Here is an 18700-nt window from a genome sequence, read left to right as displayed (position 1 = left end):
ATCAAATGTCTGTTTCTCTTCGTCTTTCGCGTGGTGGCTCGAAGAAGCGCCCGTACTACAAGGTCGTCGTCTCCAACAGCCGCGCCCCGCGCGACGGCAAGTACCTGGAGCAGGTCGGCACCTACAACCCGCTGCTGGCCAAGGACGATGAAAACCGCGTCCGTCTGGTCGAAGACCGCGTGCGCTACTGGCTCGGCGTTGGCGCTCAGCCGACCGACCGCGTTGCCCGCATGCTCGACAAGGCCGGCATCAAGGAGCGCAAGGCTACCCTGAACCCGAAGGCTGGCGTCCCCGGCAAGAAGGCGCAGGAGCGCGCCGAAGAAAAGGCCGAGAAGGCTCGTGAAGCCGCTGAAGCTGCTGCTGCTGCATCGGCTGCTCCGGCTGAAGAAGCTCCGGCTGTCGAAGCAGCTGCTGAAGAGCAGACGGAAGCCTGATCTTGCGCGACCGGCCCGTCACGCTCGCCGCCATCATCGGCGCGCATGGAGTGGCGGGCGAGGTCCGCTTGAAGCTGTTCGGTGAAGGCGCGGGCGCGTTGAAGCGCTACCGCGCCTTCAACGATTCTGCGCTGACCGTCACGGCGATGCGCGATGACGGCAAGGGCGGCGCAATTGCCCGCTTCGTCGAAGTGGCGGACCGCACGGCAGCAGAAAAGCTGCGCGGCACGGCATTGACGGTGCCCCGCTCCTCGCTCCCGCCACTGGCCGAGGGCGAATACTACCACGCCGACCTGCTGGGCCTGCCTGCAGTATCGACCGAGGGCGAGGCGCTTGGCGAATGCGTCGGCGTCGAGAACTTCGGCGCGGGCGACGTGATCGAGATCCGCAAGGCCGACGGCAAGACCTTCATGGTGCCGATGAAGCCGCAAGCGGTTCCGGAATGGACCGACGAGCGGATTGTTATTGAGGCTGCTTGGGTCGAGTAGTATATACATCGCGTATATACGGAGGCCGTGATGGCGGAAGACGACAAGGTCCGCGAAGAACGCAAGAAATTCAACATGCGGGTGTTTGGTTCTGCCCCTTGGCTGAAAACCATCGAGAAGCAGCGTCATCGCACCAAAGTGTTCAGGTCAGGCAATTCGCTGGCCGTCCGCATCCCGGCTGGTACCAAGCTTTCCGCCGGAATGGAGATGGACCTTTTGGTCGAGGATGGGCAGTTCCTGTCCTACGAGCCGATCGAGCAGCCCAAGCGGATGTTCAACATTGCCAAGGTTGCGGGCTCTGCGACGAGCCTCAAGCCGATCCGGCGCGAGGATCGGGTCTTCGAAGACCGCCCGCTGCGCAGTCGTGACCCTTCAAAGGACGAGCGGTGAAGTACCTGCTCGACAGCAACATCATCATCGCGCTGGTCATGAATCAGGATCCGGGCGTCTATGCTCGTGCTTCGCAATGCGAGGCGGGAGAGATGGTGACGTCGGCGATCTGTTACGCCGAGGTCGCCTTTGGATCGGCGAACGAAAAGCCACCTGCGACCGAGCAGCTTAGGGCGTTCGTGGAGGAAGTGCCGGTGCTGGACTTCGATTTCAAGGCGGCGCAGGCTTATGCAGAACTCCCGTTCAAGCGCGCGAGCTATGACCGGCTGATCGCGGCGCATGCACTGTCGCACGGGTTGATCGTGGTGACGGACAACGAAGCGGACTTCCGGGATGTGCCGGGGTTGGTGGTTGAGAACTGGACGGTTTGATGGAACTGTTTCTTGTCGTCCTGCTACTTCTGCCACCAGTGTTTGCGACGTGCGTTCTCGCGTTACCGGTTGCGGGAGCATGTCGGCTACTTGTTGGCGCTGGCTGGCTACGTCGGCCTTGGCAATTCATGCTCGTTTGCCCGGTGCTGATGGCTTCCTATCCAGCTTGGTCAATACGGGCAGATCAGATTCGAACCGCGGCATGCATCGCTGCAAATGGAACTCAACAGTTAGAGTGTACCGGCGAGCTTGGCGGGTTGTTCATGGATGCTCTCCGTTGGGGAGCGCTTTTCTGCAGTCTGATTGCCGGTCCGTTTTTGGGGCGCTATCTCGCTCGCCGTTGGCTAAAGCCACGAAATGAGGCTCAATGACCTTCGCCGCCACAGTTCTCACGCTCTATCCAGAAATGTTCCCCGGCCCGCTGGGCGTCAGCCTTGCCGGGCGCGCGTTGCGGGAGGGGACGTGGGCGATGGATGCGGTGCAGATTCGGGACTTTGCTATCGACAGGCACAAGACCGTCGACGACACGCCGGCAGGCGGCGGGGCGGGGATGGTGTTGCGGGTGGATGTGCTTTCCAAAGCTATCGACCATGCGCGGGAAGCGCATCCCGGCTGCCCGGTGATCGCCATGACGCCACGCGGCAAGCCGCTGACGCAGGAGCGCGTTCGGGAGCTTGCCGAGGGGCCGGGGGTGATCGTCATGTGCGGCCGGTTCGAGGGTTTTGACGAGCGGATTTTCGCGGGGAGAGAGGTCGAGGAAGTCTCGGTCGGCGACATCGTGCTTTCGGGCGGGGAATGTGCCGCGCTGATGCTGCTCGACGCTTGCATTCGGCTGCTTCCCGGCGTAATGGGCGCGGCTTCTAGCGGGCATGAGGAGTCGTTCGAGAACGGCCTCCTTGAATACCCGCACTACACCCGACCTGCTGAGTGGGAAGGGCGCACGATCCCTGAAGTGCTGCGATCGGGGGATCATGCGAAGATCGCGGCGTGGCGCAAGTCACAGTCCGAGATCGATACACGGTTACGCAGGCCGGACCTTTGGGAGCGCCACATCGGCGTTCGGGTCCAGTCTGCCTCTGGCGCGCAGCGTGAAGTGCAGGACGATTGAAAATGAACCTGATTCAGCAGCTTGAAGCTGAAGCCATCGCCGAATTCAAGGCGAAGAAGGAAATTCCGGACTTCCGCGCAGGCGACACCGTCCGCGTCGGCGTGCGCGTCGTCGAAGGCGAGCGTACCCGCGTCCAGGCCTACGAAGGCGTGTGCATCGCGCGTTCGAACCGTGGCCTCGGCTCGAACTTCACCGTTCGCAAGATCTCGTTCGGCGAAGGCGTGGAGCGCGTGTTCCCGCTCTACTCGCCCAACATCGATTCGATTACCGTGGTGCGCCGTGGTGTCGTGCGTCGTGCGAAGCTCTACTATCTTCGTGGCCGCACCGGCAAATCGGCGCGTATTGCTGAGCGTAAGGTCACCAAGGCCTGAGCAACGCCGCGACACGGCTAACGTGTTAGAAAGGCGTCCTGGCTCAGAGCCAGGGCGCCTTTTCTGCTTTCATACGCAACCATTTCGGGCCACCTAGGCGCATCGCAAACATGCCCCGCAACAATCCGGGCCAGAGGATACCGAAAACCCATGCGTCATTTTCGCCTGCTCGCCGCCTGCGCGCTTTCGACCTTCATCGCCGCGCCCGCGCTTGCCCAACAGGGATCACCGATGACCACTGCCGCGCCTGCTGATGCCCAAGCTCAAGCGACGAGTCTGACGTTCGAGCGCGTGTTCGCCAGCCCGAGCCTGAATGGTCCGGCGCCTCGCGCGGTTAAGCTTTCGCCCGATGGCCGCTACCTGACGCTGTTGCGCAACCGCGCCGACGACCGCGAGCGCTATGATCTCTGGGGCTTTGATCGCCAGACCGGCGAGTGGAAGATGCTGGTGGATTCGCTCAAGCTCTCCTCCGGTCGCCAGTTGAGCGAAGCCGAGAAGATGCAGCGCGAGCGCCAGCGCATCGGCGATCTCAAGGGCATCGTGTCGTACGAGTGGAGTGCGGACAGCAAGTCGGTGCTGGTGCCGGTGGACGGCGACCTGCTGCTCGCGGGTCTCGACGGCTCGGTGCGCAAGGTTGAGGGCACCAAGGGCGGCGAACTGACGCCGAAGCTCGGGCCCAAGGGCGAGCATATCGCTTTCGTGCGTGACCGCCGCTTGTGGGCAGGGCCCGTGACGGGTGCGGCGGCGCAGGCAATCACGCCGGAGGAGGCAAATGCCGACGTCCATTGGGGTGAGGCGGAGTTCGTTGCCCAAGAGGAAATGAACCGCTTCAACGGTTTCTGGTGGTCGCCGGATGAAAGCCGCATTGCGGTGGAGCGCTTTGACGAAAGCATGGTCGGCGTGGTCACCCGCGCGGCCATCGGTGCGGAAGGCACCAAGACCTTCGACCAGCGCTATCCGGCAGCGGGCACACCCAATGCCGAAGTCTCGCTCTATGTGATGGCGCCGGACGGATCGAGCCGGGTGCAGGTCGACCTTGGCGCGAACAAGGACATCTACCTCGCCCGTGTCGACTGGGCGCCCGATGGCAAGACGCTCTACGTCCAGCGCATGAACCGCGAGCAGACCATGCTCGACATGCTCAAGGTCGATCCCATGACCGGCAAGTCGAGCGTGCTGTTCAGCGAGAAGGCGGCGGACAAGCACTGGATCGACCTCTCGGACAGCTATCGCTTCCTTTCGGACGGCAGCCTTGTCTGGTGGTCCCAGCGTGATGGCTTCGGGCACCTCTACCGTTTCAACAAGGGCAAGTGGAGCCAGTTGACCAAGGGCGACTGGGTGGTGACCGGCCTTGTCGGCGTCGACGAGAAAGGCGGCAAGCTCTACCTCACCGGCACCAAGGACGACGTTCTGGCACAGCAGGTCTATGCGATGGATCTGAGGGCGCCGGGCAAGCTGACGCGACTGACAGAACTCGGCTGGGTCAACGGCGCGAGCATGGACAAGAGCGGGCAAACGCTGATGATCACGCGCTCGTCCGATGCGCAGCCGTCGCAGTCATATATCGCGGACACCACCGGCAAGCGGCTGGCGTGGATCGAGGAAAACAAGGTCGCTGGCTCGCACCCTTATGCACCCTACCTTGCCAGCCATCGCCCGGCGCAGTTCGGCACGATCCCGGCTGCGGACGGGACGCCGCTGCACTACATGATGATCACCCCGCCACTGGAGCCGGGCAAGAAGTATCCCGTGTTCACTTATCACTATGGCGGGCCGACTGCGCAGGTGGTGAGCAAGGGCTTCCAGGGCGCTCTGGCGCAGGCGATCGTCGACAAGGGCTACATCTACTTCGCGATCGACAATCGCGGCTCGGACACTCGTGGCGTGAAGTTCGCCTCAGCGCTCCATCACGCAATGGGCTCGGTAGAGGTCGAGGACCAGTTGGCAGGCGCCTTGTGGCTCAAGAAGCAGTCGTTCGTCGATGCCGACAAGATCAGCACGTTCGGCTGGTCCTATGGCGGCTACATGTCGATCAAGATGCTCGAGGCCAATCCGGGCGCCTATGCGGCGGGCATTGCCGTGGCACCGGTGACCAAGTGGCAGATGTACGACACGACTTATACCGAGCGTTATCTTGGCGATCCGAACAAGTTGCCGCAGGTCTATGAAAAGTCGAACGCCTTGGCCGAGACAGGCAAGATCAGCGACCCTCTGCTGATCATCCACGGCATGGCCGACGATAATGTGGTGTTCGAGAACGCCAGCGCGATCATCGCCAAGATGCAGGCCGAAGCGGTGCCGTTCGAGATGATGCTTTATCCCGGCTACACCCACCGCATCAGCGGGCCGAAGGTTAGCCAGCATTTGTACGAGACGATTTTCCGCTTTCTTGACCGTAATGGCGCAGGGAGTGGCAAGTAGCCTCACTTCATGGGCCTAAAGCCCAAAACACTTGGCTGGTCGGAACCAGCCGCTAGGGAACGGTCCGTCCGCAGTTGAGGGGCGGGCCGCAGGAAGGGAATGGAAATGGGTTACCGGGTTGTAGTGGTCGGCGCGACGGGGAATGTGGGCCGGGAGATGCTCAACATTCTGGCCGAGCGCGAGTTTCCCTGCGACGAGATCGCGGCAGTCGCCTCGCCGCGCTCGCAGGGCACCGAAATCGATTTCGGCGAGAGCGGCCGGAAGCTCAAGGTCCACAACATCGAGAACTTCGACTTCACCGGTTGGGACATGGCATTGTTTGCAGCAGGTTCCGGCCCGACGGCGATCCATGCGCCCCGTGCGGCTGCTGCGGGCTGCGTGGTGATCGACAACTCGTCGCTCTACCGCATGGACCCGGACGTGCCGCTGATCGTGCCTGAAGTGAACCCTGACGCGATCGACGGCTATACCAAGAAGAACATCATCGCGAACCCCAACTGCTCGACCGCGCAATTGGTCGTGGCGCTCAAGCCGCTTCACGATGCCGCGAAGATCAAGCGCGTCGTCGTCGCCACCTACCAGTCGGTTTCCGGCGCGGGCAAGGAAGGCATGGACGAGCTGTTCGAGCAGAGCCGCGCGATCTTCGTCGGTGATCCGAAGGAGCCGAAGAAGTTCACCAAGCAGATCGCATTCAACGTGATCCCGCACATCGACGTGTTCCTCGACGACGGTTCCACCAAGGAAGAGTGGAAGATGGTCGCCGAGACCAAGAAGATCCTCGACCCCAAGATCAAGCTGACCGCGACCTGCGTGCGCGTACCGGTGTTCGTCGGGCACTCCGAGGCCGTCAACATCGAGTTCGAGGACGAAATCAGCGCCGAGCAGGCCCAGGATATCCTGCGCGAAGCGCCCGGCGTGATGCTGATCGACAAGCGCGAAGACGGCGGATACGTGACCCCGGTCGAATGCGTGGGCGATTATGCCACCTTCGTTTCGCGCGTGCGTGAAGATCCGACCGTCGACAGCGGCCTTTCGCTGTGGTGCGTGTCTGACAACCTGCGCAAGGGTGCGGCCCTCAATGCGGTACAGATCGCCGAACTGCTCGGCCGTCGCCACCTCAAGAAAGGCTGAGCCATTTCATGACGACAGTCACCACCGAGTTCTTCCCTGGATTTGGCGACGCGCAACTGGCGCTGCACCGGCTGGGGCAGGGAAGGCCGGTGGTGCTGCTGCATGGGCTTTTTTCCTCCGCCGAGGTCAACTGGATCAAGTTCGGCACGGCAGCGCAACTGGCCGAGGCAGGGTTCGAATGCCTGATGCCGGACCTACGGGTGCATGGTCAGAGCGCCGCGCCGCACGATCCAGGCGCGTATCCGCAAGACGTGCTGGTGCGCGATCTGGAATCGCTGGTTGCGCATCTTGGACTCACGGATTTCGACCTCGTTGGATTCTCGCTCGGCTCGCGCACGTCGGCGCGTGCGGTGATTGCCGGGATGCGACCGCGCAGGCTTGTGCTCTCGGGCATGGGCCTTGAGGGCCTTGCCGGCTGGGCGCGGCGGCAGGACTTCTTCCTCGACGTGATCGACCGCTTCGGCACGATCAAGCGCGACGATCCTGCCTATTTCTCGCAACAGTTCCTCAAGACCATGGGTGTCGATCGCGTGGCGGCGCGCCTGCTGCTGGGGACGATGGCCGATACCGATCCCGCAGAGCTTGCCGCGATCACCATGCCGACGCAGGTGCTGTGCGGCGATCAGGACAACGACAACGGTTCGGCCGAACGGCTGGCCGAGGTTTTGTCCGATGCCGTGCTGACGTTCATTCCCGGCACGCACATGAGCTGCGTGACGCGTCCTGAAATGGGGCGCGAGCTTGTCGCTTTCCTGCGGGGCTGAAAAAGGCGACGAGACCCCCTTGCCGACCTCAGGCATTGGTGGCAGCTTCGCTCAATAACGAACGGGCCGACAAGAGCTCTCTCGGGATTGAGGATGCAATGATTTCAAGGAAGCTGCTTGCCGCGATGTTGGCAGGCGTTCTGGTCCCCGCTGCTGCCAATGCTGCGACGACCGTATCGGCTATAAAGCCGGATAGCGTTGCCGAAGCGCTCAAGAACCTCGGCTATACCGCAGAACTTGCCAAGGATGCCAACGGCGATCCCTTGATCAACACCGAGATCGGCGGGTGGCAGGCGGCGCTACTGTTCTACGAATGCAACGAGAAGACTCACGACGGCTGTCAGTCGCTGCAGTTCGTTGCCAATTTCACGCCGGAGAAGAAGTTTACTGCAGAAGATGCCGTGCGCTTCAACCGCAACACCCGCTTCGCCTCGGTTTCGCTGGGCAAGGAAGAGAGCGTGATGATGACGTGGGACGTGGTGACTGGGAAAGGCATCGATTTCGAGGTTTTCTCCAATGCGGTCGACATGTTCCGCAGCGCCATGGACACGCTCGGCACCGAAGTTTTCAAGTAACGGAGCCCGCCCCGGCCACCCCGGGCGCAGGGAACGCAACCTGGGCAATCCGCGAGCAGGGCTAGCTGCTTCGGGTTGCCTTTTCTTTTGAGGTTAGCGGAACGGCGGTTTGTTGCCGCCGCCGCATCAGCATCATCGGAACGGCGGTTCGTTGAACGCGCGCAGCTTGCGGCTGTGGAGTCGGGCGCCTTCGCGGCGGAGCAGGTCACAAGCGGTCGTGCCGATGGCAAGGTGCGCGGCGATGGCTTCCTCGTAGAAGCGGTTGGCCTGTCCCGGCAGCTTTATCTCGCCGTGCAGGGGCTTGTCCGATACGCACAACAGCGTCCCGTAGGGCACGCGGAAGCGATAGCCTTGGGCGGCGATCGTCGCGCTTTCCATGTCGATGCCGACTGCACGGCTGAGCGAGAGGCGGCGGGCAGAGTGGCTGTAGCGCAGTTCCCAGTTGCGGTCGTCGGTGGTGACGATGGTGCCGGTGCGCATGCGCTTCTTGAGATCTGTACCGCCTTCGCCCGAGACGAGTTCGGCTGCCTTCTGAAGCGCGACCTGCACTTCGGCGATCGCGGGAATGGGGATCTCAGGTGGCAGAACCGGATCGAGCACGTGGTCATCGCGCAGGTATGCGTGGGCGAGCACGTAGTCGCCGATCTTCTGGGTGGGACGAAGGCCGCCGCAATGGCCGATCATCAACCAGGCCTCGGGGCGGAGCACCGCGAGGTGGTCGCAGATCGTCTTGGCATTGGACGGGCCGACGCCGATGTTGACCAGCGTGATGCCCGACTTGTCCGGCGCGACGAGGTGATAGGCCGGCATCTGGTGCCGCCGCCAAGCCGTGTCCGAAAGGCGAGCACGGGCATTCTCGGTCCGTGCATCGAGGCTGAGGCCTCCGGCACCCGTCAGAGCGACGTAGCTCTCGCCATCGATCTGCATACCCGCCCAGTCGACGAACTCGTCAACATAGCGATGGTAGTTGGTGAAGAGGATATAGCGCTGGAAATCCTCGATCCGCGTGCCGGTATAGTGGGCAAGGCGGGCGAGGCTGAAGTCGGTGCGCAACCCGTCGAACAGCGAGAGCGGCAGCGGACCGTCGCCGACGTTGTATTCGCCATCGGCAATCTCGTCGCCGATATGGGCAAGATCGGTCGCGGGGAAGTGCTTGGCCAGTTCCGGCGGACTGACGCGGCCGATCTGCGCGCCGTAGGCTCCGTCGAGCACATAGGGGAAGGGTATCTCCTGCCGTGACCGGCCGACTTCGATGCGCACGTTGTAGGACGAGCGGATCAGTTCGATCTGCTCCGCCAGGTAATCGGCGAAAAGGGTGGGGCGGGTGACCGTGCAGGCATAGTCGCCACGCTGCGTCAGCCGTCCGAAGGCGCGGCCGGTCGATTCGCTGTCCGGATCGTTTTCCAGCCTGATGCGCAGTTCGGGATAGCAGTAGCTGCCATCGTGGCGCTTGTTGATCGAAGGGATGGTACCGGTGTTGGCATAGACCGCGATGTCTTCGCGTAGCTGGGCAACGGCGGTGTCATAAAGACGGGAAAGTTCGGCGAGGATCGTTTCGGTTGTAGCCATCGGAACAGATGTAGCGCGGCGGAGTGTCACTGCAAAGACGCCGCTGGTCGAACACTGCAACAAAGGAACTGGAACTTGAATGGTCGACATGTTCGCTTGATAACGCTGTCATGGCAGGTGGAGTGTTAGAGATGCGTCCTGGTTTGGTGTCGCTTGCGATTGTTTCGCTGTTGGGAGCAGGGGAGGCTGCGGCGCAGAATACGTCTGCATCGCCTTCCCCGATCATCGACGTTCACATGCATGCGATGGCCGATGCGCCGTGGGCTGTCCCCGTCTGCCCTAATCAGGCACGCTTCGAAGCCTCTGATCCCAAGAATGGTCCGGAAGCTCCGTTCGGTTGGTCAAAGGAAGAGTGTTCGCCAAAGCTCTATCCCGCGCCGAAGGGGGAGTACATGAAGGCGGTGCTGGCGGAAATGGAGCGTCTGAACGTGCGCGGTGTCGTGTTCGGCGATGTCGAGGCGGTGAAGAAGTGGCACGCAGCCGCGCCCGATCGCGTGATTCCGGGAACTGCGTTCGGCCGGATCGAAGGGACTGATGCTGCAAAACAGCTGAGGATGCTTGAAGTGGCCTTCACGAAAGACGGCTTCAAGGTGATGGGTGAGATCGGCTTGCAGTATGAGGGCGTTTCGCCGTCTGACATGCGCGTCGACCAGTACTTTGCGCTTGCCGAAAAGCTCGACATTCCAGTGGCGATTCACATGGGGACTGGCGGATCCGGTCGGGCGAATGTGGCCATGCCGACATACCGTGGATCAATGGGCAACCCGCTGCTGCTTGAGGAATTGCTGGCCAGACATCCGAAGTTGCGGGTGCAGGTGATGCACGCAGGCTATCCGATGATCGACAACATGCTCACGCTTCTGCAGGCCAACAGCCATGTTTACGTGGATGTTGCCGGCCTGATCTGGAGCTATCCGCGCAAGGAAGTGAACCGCTACATCGCAAGGCTGGTCGATGCCGGTTTTGGTGACCGCGTGATGTATGGAACCGACCAGCTCGCCTGGCCGGGGCTGATGGCCTATTCCATCGCGCTGATCCAGAACGCGGATTACCTCAGCCCGGAGCAGAAGCGAGATATCCTGTACAACAACGCAGCGCGCTTCCTTCGGCTGGATCCAGCGAAGTAGCGCGCAAAAAAGGGGGCGGCCCGGAAGGCTGCCCCCAATCCTTCATCCGAGAATGCGGGGAAGCCTCAGGCTTCCGCTTCCTCGCTGCCTTCCAGCAGCTCGGCCGGGATTTCACCCGGTTCCGCGTTCGGATCGTAGGCTTCGGTGAAGCCGCCGACTTCGTTGTCGAACATCGCGTCGATGACGTTGACGCCCTGCGACTGCAGCGCGGCTTCGTCTGCCGAACGGGCGACGTTGACCTTGACGTTCACGGTGACTTCCGGGTGCAATGCCACCTTGACGGTGTACACGCCCAGCGTCTTGATCGGGCGTTCCAGAACGACCATCGACTTGGTCACCTTGGCGCCCTGTTCGGCCAGCGCGTCCGAGATATCGCGAACCGAGACCGAGCCGTAAAGCTGGCCAGCGTTCGACGAAGCGCGGATGAGCACGACTTCCTTGCCTTCGACGTTGGCCGATTCGGCCTTTGCGTCTTCACGGCGGGCGGCGTTATCGGCTTCGATGCGGGCACGGTTGGCTTCGAAGACCTTGCGGTTGGCTTCGTTGGCGCGCAGGGCCTTCTTGTTGGGAAGAAGGAAGTTGCGGGCGTAGCCGTCCTTCACGGTGACTTCGTCACCGATCGAACCGAGCTTCTCGATGCGCTCGAGCAGGATGATCTGCATGGTTAGCGCTCCTTACTTGACGATGTAGGGCAGGAGGCCGATGTGCCGGGCGCGCTTGATCGCCTGGCTCAGCTCACGCTGCTTCTTCGCCGAAACGGCGGTGATGCGCGACGGCACGATCTTGCCACGCTCGGACATGAAGCCCTGAAGCAGGCGCACATCCTTGTAGTCGATCTTCGGCGCGTTCTTGCCCGAGAACGGGCAGCTCTTGCGGCGACGGAAAAACGGACGAGCCATGTCTTATTCCCCTTCGCGTTCGCGGCGGCGGCTGCGCTCGCGGTCGTTCTTGCGCATCATCACGGACGGACCGCCTTCATGCTCGTCAACGCGGACGGTCATGTAGCGGATCACGTCTTCGTTGATCTGCGTCTGGCGCTCGAGCTCGGCGATGGTGGCGCCGGGAGCTTCGATGTTCAGCAGGACGAAGTGTGCCTTGCGGTTCTTCTGGATCTTGTAGGCCAGCGAACGGAGGCCCCAGGTCTCGGTCTTGGTGACCTTGCCGTTGTTGCTCTCGACGATTTCGGTGGCGGCGGCGGCAAGCGCGTCAACCTGAGCCTGGCTCAGATCCTGGCGAGCCAAAAAGACATGCTCGTAAAGCGGCATGCTTTGTGCTTCCTTATCTCTCTAACCGATCGCTGGCTGATCCGCGGGATTGCGGGGCCCCTCCGGCTTTCTTGAATTTCACTGGCCAGATGCCGGTGAAGGGGCGGCGCTTAGCGATTCTGGAGCGTAATGCAAGTGCGATCTTGTATTCCGGCCCCTTGCCAAGCCTGTGTGCAGTGCGTTTAATCGCCCTCTTAAGGGAGATTTCAATGCTGGTGAAGATCGAACGCCACGGCGCGGTTGCCGTGGTCACGCTCAACCGTCCTGAAGCGATGAACGCCTTGTCGGGCGCTTTGCGCACCGAGCTTGCGCAGGTCATGCGTGATGTCGATGCCGACGATGATGTGCGCACGGTGGTGCTGACCGGTGCAGGGGAAAGGGCTTTCACGGCTGGCCTTGATCTCAAGGAATTGGGCGCCGATACCTCCAAACTCGGAGACGCCAATGCTACCGAGGCGACCCGCAATCCGGTCAAGGCAGTTGAGGAATGCCGAAAGCCGGTAATCGGCGCGATCAACGGCGTGGCCATAACCGGCGGCTTTGAACTGGCACTCGCTTGCGATGTCCTGATCGCGTCGGAGAACGCGCGCTTTGCCGATACCCACGCGCGGGTCGGGATAATGCCGGGCTGGGGCCTTTCGCAGAAGCTTTCCCGGATAATCGGCGTCTCGCGAGCCAAGGAACTGTCACTTACCGGCAATTTCATCGATGCCGCGCAAGCGCTCGCGTGGGGTCTGGTCAACCGGGTCGTGGCACCTGCGGACCTGCTCCCGACTGCCATCGCGCTTGCGCAGGACATGGCGAGCATCGAGCCGCGCATGGCCAGCGCCTACAAACAGTTGATCGACGATGGCTATGCGCTTCCCTTTGGCGAGGCGCTGGCTCTGGAAGGGCAGGTTTCGAAGGCCATGAACGGCAAGGTCGACGCTTCCGAGGTGGAAGCGCGCCGTCTGGCTGTGATCGCGCGGGGACGGTCGCAGGGATAGACGTTCAGGCGGTCATGACTGCGCTTTTTCCTGGTGCTTTGGCGTTTCTGCCCGGCGTTCCACAGAACAGGGTCGACGTCAGGTTGGTAGATCGCACTGCCAGATAGCTAGCTACGGCAAGCAACAACACCGTCGATGCACCAAGAAGCCATTGCGCCTCCGCGGGAAGTGGCAAGCTGCGAACGTGGGGCAACAGAACCATCGCCCAGACGAGATGAAACAGGTAGATTGCCAGCGCGCCGTCGACGAAGAAGGTCACTACCCGGTTTGGCCCGCGTATGCTCCACGCCAGCACCCGAAACAGCGCGAGCGACATCAGATATGCCAGCGGCAGCTCCAGCGCGCGGAGTGTGAGCGTTCCGGCAAGATCAGGGTAGATCTCCCTGCCCAAGGCAGGGCGGATCAGCGGATCGAGCGGTATGTAAGGTACCAGCAGCAGGACTATGCCCACGCCGATCCAGCGGCTTTGTAGTGCGAACAACCGCTCGCCGATGTGGCCATGCCAAGCCATTATGCCGAGCGCGAAGCTCGCGGCGTGGAACACGAACTGCTGCCACAGCAGCGTCTCGCTCGGCGCGTTCGGAATTGGCGGGACCTGCTCGGTGGCGTAGCGCACCAGTCCCCAAAGGCCAAGCAGGCCAAGGACAATAAGACCTCCCGGTCCTGACAGCAGCATTGCCCGCTGCATCCGCTCGCCCGGTTGCAGCCAGCGCACCGGCACGGCGGCGTAAGTCAGGCAGAACCCGAGCAGCACGACGAGGAACCACAGATGGTCGAGCGCCAATGGCAGGCCGAGGAAAGTTGGTGATGGCTTGCCCAGCAGGCTGTCCTGCAATTGGTATTGCAAGGCGCCCAGCGTCAGCAGGCTGGCGAGGAACGGCAGGCCGAGGCGGCGCGTCCGCTCGGCAATCCACGCACCGGTGCCCTTGCGCTGACGGATCATGCCCGCGAAATACCCGGCCAGCATGAAGAAGGCGAACATGCGGAAGACGTGCGTGATCGAGGCCCATCCGCCGATCAGCAGCGATTGCTGGAATTCGGTTGCCGCAGGATCGCTCTCGAAGATTGCCTTGGTCGCCACGTGGAACGGCAGCCCCAGCAACAGCAACAGCGCGCGGGCCGCGTCGAGGTGGTGCAGGCGTTTGGCGGACGGTGTCATCGCCCGCGCTCTAGCGACATTGCTCGACTGGTGCGAGATAGTGATTTCACCGTTTCGAGCGCAACGTGGAGGGCGACGTTAGGCCGAAAGTAACCAGCTTCGTTTAAGCGGTCACGCTGGACCTGGTGCAGCTTGCAGGACGAATGCCGGAATACGATGGCGGTAAGAGGAATCTTCAGGGGTTTGGTGCGGCAAGGTGGCGTCGGCAACAGCCACGTAACCGGAACTGCAGCGGCGCTGCCTGAAGAGACCGAATGCGATCCTGCCCTGCGCCTTGCCGTCATGGAGGAGTTCGAACACTCCGGCCTCGGCTGGCTTTGGGCGACCGACGCCGAAGGGCGATTGAGCTACATCTCTGCCAATGCCACTTCCGGCGCTTCGTCTCTCGTCGGACGGTCGTTCACAACGATCGTCGAAACTGACAGCGATGCGGCGCAGGAGCAGTCGGCCCGCACGCTGGGTTTCCAGCTATCGGCCCACAGCCGGATCGCGGACCTGATCGTCCGCCTTGCGGTCGACAAGGAGGATGGTCGCTGGTGGTCCCTTTCGGGGCAGCCCCGCCAGCGCGAGGATGGCAGCTTCGCGGGCTACACCGGCTTCGCGCGAGACGTCACACGCGAGTACACGCGCAAGCGCGACGACGAGCGTGCCGCCGAGTATGATTCGCTGACCCGCCTCTACAACCGCCACCGTATGACGCGCAGGCTCGACGCCATCCTGGCCGCCTTCCGCCCGGCGGGCCGTTGTTGTGGCTTGCTGATGCTTGATCTCGACAAGTTCAAGCATGTCAATGACACGATGGGCCATCCTGCTGGCGACGAACTCCTGCGACAGGTCTCCGAACGTCTGCGCAAGGTGACCGGCGATCGGGGTGAAATCGGGCGCCTCGGTGGGGATGAGTTCCAGATAATCCTTCCCGATCTTGATGATCGCGGACGGCTGGGAGAGATTGCCGCCAAGATCATCCAGATGCTCTCGCAGCCCTATGCCATCGGCGGCAAGCGCGCAGTGATCGGGGCGTCGGTCGGCATCGCCGTATCTCCGCACGATGGCGAGGATCGGGAGGCCATCGTCGCCTCGGCCGACCTTGCGCTCTACGCCGCAAAGAACGGGGGGCGCGGTCAGTTCCGTTTCTTTTCGGCAGACCTGAAGGACGAGGCGCAGGAGCGCACCGTGCTCAATCAGGACTTGCGCGAAGCGCTGACCCGCGACGAACTCGAACTGCACTACCAGCCCGTGGTTCGTATTGCCGACAACTACGTCGTCGGCTTTGAGGCGCTGCTGCGCTGGAATCATCCTGAGCGGGGAGCGATTCCCCCCTCGCTGTTCATTCCGATTGCCGAGGAAAGCAACCTGATCGTGCCGCTGGGCGAATGGGCCCTGCGCAAGGCGTGCGAGGATGCGGCGAAGTGGCCAGACAACGTGCGGCTGGCAGTCAATGTCTCGGCAGTGCAGTTCGCGGTGCCGGGCTTTGTCGGCTCGGTTGCCTCGGCACTCGCGGTCAGCGGGCTTGACCCGGAACGACTGGAACTTGAGCTGACCGAAACCGTGTTTATGCGCGAGAGCGAGGCGGTGGATGAGACATTTGCTGCGCTCAAGGGCCTTGGCGTTCGCCTTGCGCTCGACGATTTCGGAACAGGCTATTCGTCGCTCAGCTATTTGCGCTCGGCCCCGTTCGACAAGCTCAAGATCGATCGCAGCTTTGTCGAGACCTGTGCTGCGAAGGACCAGAACAGCGCCAAGATCATCTCCGCCATTTTCGGGCTCGCCGACGCGCTCGGCATGGAGACCACGGTCGAGGGCGTCGAGGCCTTCGACCAGTTGGACGTGGTCAAGAAACGCGGCGCGAAGCTCGTGCAGGGGCATCTCTTCGCCCGCGCCATGCCTTTGGCCGAAGTCGAAGCAAAGCTTGTAAGCGGCGATCTCAAGCTTGAGCCCAGCGGGCCAAAGCGCCATCGGCCCGAACGACGCTCGGTGTTCCGCAGGGTCATCGTGATTCACGAAGACCATCGCTACGAAGCCGTGATGCGCGATCTTTCACGGACAGGCGCGCGGATCGACGGACTTCTGGGAGTTCCAGTCGGCACCAGCCTGGTGGTCGATCTGGGCGGTGGGCAGATCGTCGTGTCGATGGTCGTGCGGTCCGAAGAGGCGGTCATCGGCGTCGAATTCGAACAGTCGCTGACCAGTGACGGGGCGGGCGGCCTATGCACCCGGCACCGCGTGCCGCCCTCAACGCTGGCTGCGGCCGCAGCGGCGGCAGAGCCAAAGGGCAAGCCCCGTTTCATTCAGGTTGCCGTGCCAGGATCGCGCGACCGGACGTAAAAAGCCTCTTCGGGACCCTTGCGCTCCGTCGGCCGTTACCGCACATCTCCCCGGCATCTGCCAATTCTCAAGGACGCTTGCCCCTCATGCCTTCCGGCCTAGTCGCCCTGCTTGACGACGTTTCCGTCATCGCCCGTGCCGCCGCTGCTTCGTTGGACGATGTCAGTGCTGCCGCAGCCAAGGCGGGGAGCAAGGCTGCGGGCGTCGTCATCGACGATGCAGCGGTAACCCCGTCCTACGTCACCGAGTTCACGCCCGACCGCGAACTGCCGGTGATTGCCCGCATCGCCAAGGGCAGCCTGTTCAACAAGCTGGTGATTTTGCTGCCCGCCGCACTCCTGCTTAGTGCATTCCTGCCCGGCGCGATAACCCCGCTGCTCATGGCGGGCGGCCTTTTCCTGTGCTTCGAGGGCGCCGAGAAGGTGATCGAGAAGCTGGGCGGTGAAAAGCACGGGCAGACACTGGAAGATCAGCCCACCGATGCCGCGGCGTTCGAGAACGAGCGCGTATCAGGAGCCGTGCGGACTGATCTCATCCTCTCGGCCGAGATCATGGCGATCGCGCTGGCGGAAGTCGCCAATCAAGGGATCGTCCAGCAGGCGCTGATCCTTGCGGTCGTGGGTATCGCGATTACCGTGGCCGTCTATGGCGCGGTGGGCTTGATCGTGAAGATGGACGACATTGGCCTGCATCTGGCCAAGAAGCCTTCCGCACTGGCTCGCAGCACCGGCGCTTTTCTTCTGCGTGCGATGCCTGTGCTGCTTGCGCTGCTGGCAACGGTCGGCACTGCTGCGATGCTCTGGGTCGGTGGCGGGATCATCCTGCACGGGCTTGAAGTTCTTGGCGTGCCAGGTCCTGCAGGCATTGCCCACGCTGCCCAGCACGCGGTCGAACATGCCACGGGGGCACTCGGCGGCGTGCTCGGCTGGCTGACTTACGCCGTGCTGTCAGCGCTCGTCGGACTGGTTCTGGGGGGCATAGTTGCCTTCGTCGTCCACATGATCGGCAAGGCACGCGGCAAGCACTGATCCCGCCGCGTCAGGCGGCGTGGCGGATCGGAGCGAGCTTTGGAACATGGCCGTCGCGATAGTGCCGGATCGCAAATTCGCTGACGAGCGTCTCGAACACCTCGTCATGCAGGCGATGCTCGAACTCGAGGCCTGAAACACGGTCGCGGCTCCATACCACGAAGGCGAGCTTGGGCTGAAGGCCCGGCAGCATCAGGTAGATCGGCTCATCCACGCGCAGCTTCTCCAGCCCTTCGATCCGCGCGCCGTAGGGATTGAGATCCTTAAGCATAACGGTTGACCGTATCGCGCCGCGCTTGCACCGCACGGGAAGCTCGATTCCGACGCGCGGTGCGCGGCGTTTGGCATCGTATTCGTCCGCATGATTATCGAGCGACATGGCAGGTCCTCCTGATGCATTAACCACACGCGTAAGAACGACCGAACTGCACCAGCATTCAGGGGCAACGAGGTTTTTCTAGAAGCGTGCGCCCTTCGCAAGCTGTCAGGCGTTCTTTGCAAGTGCCTTGTTGAAGGCGGTTGCGCTGGATCAAGTCCGCTGATGCGGCCAATGGTAATGAGTAGGTCGACTTCAGGCATCCCGGAGGAGACCTACCAATGACTTGTGCCACGCTCGCGGAACTTGCACCGCATCGAACCTATGAAACCCGCGACGGCACGCGGCTCGACGTGCGTTCGGCCTTCGCCGAGGATGAAGCAGCACTCGAAGCCTTCTTCGAGCGGGTCAGCGACGATGATCGGCGGTTCCGCTTTCTCTCCGCCGCTAGGCATGTCGGGCATGATCAACTAGTTCCACTAACCCATTGCGATCATTGGCGTACCGAAAGCTTCCTTGTGTTCGAGCATGAGACCGGAGCCTTGGTCGCCTCGGCCATGCTTGCTTGCGATGCCAGAATGGAAACGGGAGAGATCGCCGTTTCGATCGACGGCGCTTATCGCGGACGTGGCATCGGTTGGGCGATACTCGATCTGCTCGGTGAGGAAGCGCGCAAGCGTGGACTCAAGAAGGTGATCTCCATCGAGGACCGCGGCAATCACGCCGCTATCGAGCTGGAGCGAGAGCGAGGCTTCGTGCCCCACGGCATCGAGGGCGATCCGCATCTCGTTCTTCTGGAAAAGCGCTTCGACTGAGCGGCATCGGGACGGTCGGACTGACGCGACGGGCGGGGCGTAAACCCTTTTCCGTCG

General features: G+C 62.4%; 21 protein-coding genes. 15 read left to right on the top strand and 6 right to left on the bottom strand.

Going from position 1 to position 18700, the window contains the following annotated elements:
• Positions 1–5 precede the first annotated feature (5 nt).
• From rpsP to IQ25_RS12730, 10 genes are all read left to right on the top strand, one after another.
• Complete coding sequence (gene rpsP, locus IQ25_RS12775) at positions 6–434, top strand: 30S ribosomal protein S16 (RefSeq protein ID WP_144906420.1); 429 nt, start codon at positions 6–8, stop codon at positions 432–434.
• A 2-nt stretch (positions 435–436) separates the two neighbouring features.
• Positions 437–922, top strand: a complete 486-nt coding sequence (gene rimM / locus IQ25_RS12770; RefSeq protein WP_181447243.1) for a ribosome maturation factor RimM — start codon at positions 437–439, stop codon at positions 920–922.
• A gap of 30 nt (positions 923–952) precedes the next feature.
• Complete coding sequence (locus tag IQ25_RS12765; protein WP_246415775.1) at positions 953–1312, top strand: AbrB/MazE/SpoVT family DNA-binding domain-containing protein; 360 nt, start codon at positions 953–955, stop codon at positions 1310–1312.
• Positions 1309–1683 carry a type II toxin-antitoxin system VapC family toxin gene (locus IQ25_RS12760; RefSeq protein WP_144906416.1) on the top strand — a complete coding sequence of 125 codons (375 nt, stop codon included), beginning with the start codon at positions 1309–1311 and terminating at the stop codon, positions 1681–1683. Before IQ25_RS12765 ends, IQ25_RS12760 begins: the two co-directional genes overlap by 4 nt.
• Positions 1684–2050: 367 nt before the next feature.
• Positions 2051–2791 carry a tRNA (guanosine(37)-N1)-methyltransferase TrmD gene (gene trmD, locus IQ25_RS12755; RefSeq protein ID WP_144906414.1) on the top strand — a complete coding sequence of 247 codons (741 nt, stop codon included), beginning with the start codon at positions 2051–2053 and terminating at the stop codon, positions 2789–2791.
• Between the two features lie 2 nt (positions 2792–2793).
• The gene (rplS, locus tag IQ25_RS12750; RefSeq protein ID WP_011445066.1) at positions 2794–3162 is read left to right on the top strand and encodes a 50S ribosomal protein L19; all 369 of its coding nucleotides are present in this window, start codon (positions 2794–2796) and stop codon (positions 3160–3162) included.
• 150 nt (positions 3163–3312) lie between these two features.
• Positions 3313–5583, top strand: coding sequence for a S9 family peptidase (locus tag IQ25_RS12745; RefSeq protein ID WP_144906412.1), 2271 nt, complete (start codon positions 3313–3315; stop codon positions 5581–5583).
• Between the two features lie 105 nt (positions 5584–5688).
• On the top strand, positions 5689–6714 hold the full coding sequence (locus IQ25_RS12740) for an aspartate-semialdehyde dehydrogenase (protein ID WP_144906411.1): 1026 nt from the start codon (positions 5689–5691) through the stop codon (positions 6712–6714).
• An 8-nt stretch (positions 6715–6722) separates the two neighbouring features.
• The gene (locus IQ25_RS12735; protein WP_144906408.1) at positions 6723–7478 is read left to right on the top strand and encodes an alpha/beta fold hydrolase; all 756 of its coding nucleotides are present in this window, start codon (positions 6723–6725) and stop codon (positions 7476–7478) included.
• Positions 7479–7576: 98 nt separating this feature from the next.
• On the top strand, positions 7577–8053 hold the full coding sequence (locus IQ25_RS12730) for a YbjN domain-containing protein (RefSeq protein WP_144906407.1): 477 nt from the start codon (positions 7577–7579) through the stop codon (positions 8051–8053).
• A 132-nt stretch (positions 8054–8185) separates the two neighbouring features.
• On the opposite strand, the gene IQ25_RS12725 is transcribed toward IQ25_RS12730, so the two are convergent.
• Positions 8186–9622, bottom strand: coding sequence for an AMP nucleosidase (locus IQ25_RS12725; RefSeq protein WP_144906404.1), 1437 nt, complete (start codon positions 9620–9622; stop codon positions 8186–8188).
• A 131-nt stretch (positions 9623–9753) separates the two neighbouring features.
• On the opposite strand from IQ25_RS12725, the gene IQ25_RS12720 reads away from it, so the two are divergent.
• A complete protein-coding gene (locus IQ25_RS12720) occupies positions 9754–10749 on the top strand; it encodes an amidohydrolase family protein (RefSeq protein WP_144906402.1) in 996 nt (331 codons plus the stop codon).
• 65 nt (positions 10750–10814) lie between these two features.
• Here the strand turns inward: IQ25_RS12720 and rplI are convergent, their stop codons facing one another.
• The 3 genes from rplI to rpsF are packed head-to-tail and all read right to left on the bottom strand — an operon-like array spanning position 10815 to position 12014.
• Positions 10815–11411 carry a 50S ribosomal protein L9 gene (rplI, locus tag IQ25_RS12715; RefSeq protein WP_144906400.1) on the bottom strand — a complete coding sequence of 199 codons (597 nt, stop codon included), beginning with the start codon at positions 11409–11411 and terminating at the stop codon, positions 10815–10817.
• A 12-nt stretch (positions 11412–11423) separates the two neighbouring features.
• Positions 11424–11648: a 30S ribosomal protein S18 gene (gene rpsR / locus IQ25_RS12710; protein ID WP_011445073.1), complete on the bottom strand. Its 225-nt coding sequence runs from the start codon at positions 11646–11648 to the stop codon at positions 11424–11426.
• Between the two features lie 3 nt (positions 11649–11651).
• Positions 11652–12014 (bottom strand): 30S ribosomal protein S6, encoded by a 363-nt coding sequence (rpsF, locus tag IQ25_RS12705; RefSeq protein ID WP_144906398.1) that lies wholly within the window; start codon positions 12012–12014, stop codon positions 11652–11654.
• Between the two features lie 209 nt (positions 12015–12223).
• Between rpsF and IQ25_RS12700 the strand changes: the two genes are divergently transcribed.
• Positions 12224–13000 (top strand): enoyl-CoA hydratase, encoded by a 777-nt coding sequence (locus IQ25_RS12700; protein WP_144906396.1) that lies wholly within the window; start codon positions 12224–12226, stop codon positions 12998–13000.
• 4 nt (positions 13001–13004) lie between these two features.
• Here IQ25_RS12700 and IQ25_RS12695 read toward each other — a convergent pair whose 3' ends face one another.
• A complete protein-coding gene (locus IQ25_RS12695; protein WP_144906394.1) occupies positions 13005–14159 on the bottom strand; it encodes an acyltransferase family protein in 1155 nt (384 codons plus the stop codon).
• 186 nt (positions 14160–14345) lie between these two features.
• On the opposite strand from IQ25_RS12695, the gene IQ25_RS12690 reads away from it, so the two are divergent.
• Together IQ25_RS12690 and IQ25_RS12685 are read left to right on the top strand one after the other, a co-directional pair.
• A complete protein-coding gene (locus IQ25_RS12690) occupies positions 14346–16484 on the top strand; it encodes an EAL domain-containing protein (RefSeq protein WP_258537027.1) in 2139 nt (712 codons plus the stop codon).
• 86 nt (positions 16485–16570) lie between these two features.
• Complete coding sequence (locus IQ25_RS12685) at positions 16571–17512, top strand: DUF808 domain-containing protein (RefSeq protein ID WP_144906390.1); 942 nt, start codon at positions 16571–16573, stop codon at positions 17510–17512.
• Positions 17513–17522: 10 nt separating this feature from the next.
• On the opposite strand, the gene IQ25_RS12680 is transcribed toward IQ25_RS12685, so the two are convergent.
• A complete protein-coding gene (locus IQ25_RS12680) occupies positions 17523–17891 on the bottom strand; it encodes a hypothetical protein (RefSeq protein WP_144906388.1) in 369 nt (122 codons plus the stop codon).
• A gap of 218 nt (positions 17892–18109) precedes the next feature.
• On the opposite strand from IQ25_RS12680, the gene IQ25_RS12675 reads away from it, so the two are divergent.
• Positions 18110–18643: a GNAT family N-acetyltransferase gene (locus IQ25_RS12675; protein WP_144906386.1), complete on the top strand. Its 534-nt coding sequence runs from the start codon at positions 18110–18112 to the stop codon at positions 18641–18643.
• The last annotated feature ends 57 nt before the right edge of the window (positions 18644–18700 follow it).

The sequence above is a fragment of the Novosphingobium taihuense genome, assembly GCF_007830315.1.
GTDB classification, from domain to species: domain Bacteria; phylum Pseudomonadota; class Alphaproteobacteria; order Sphingomonadales; family Sphingomonadaceae; genus Novosphingobium; species Novosphingobium taihuense.
The sequence above is the reverse complement of the archived record's forward strand: the minus strand, read 5'-3'. Positions and strand labels throughout refer to the sequence as shown.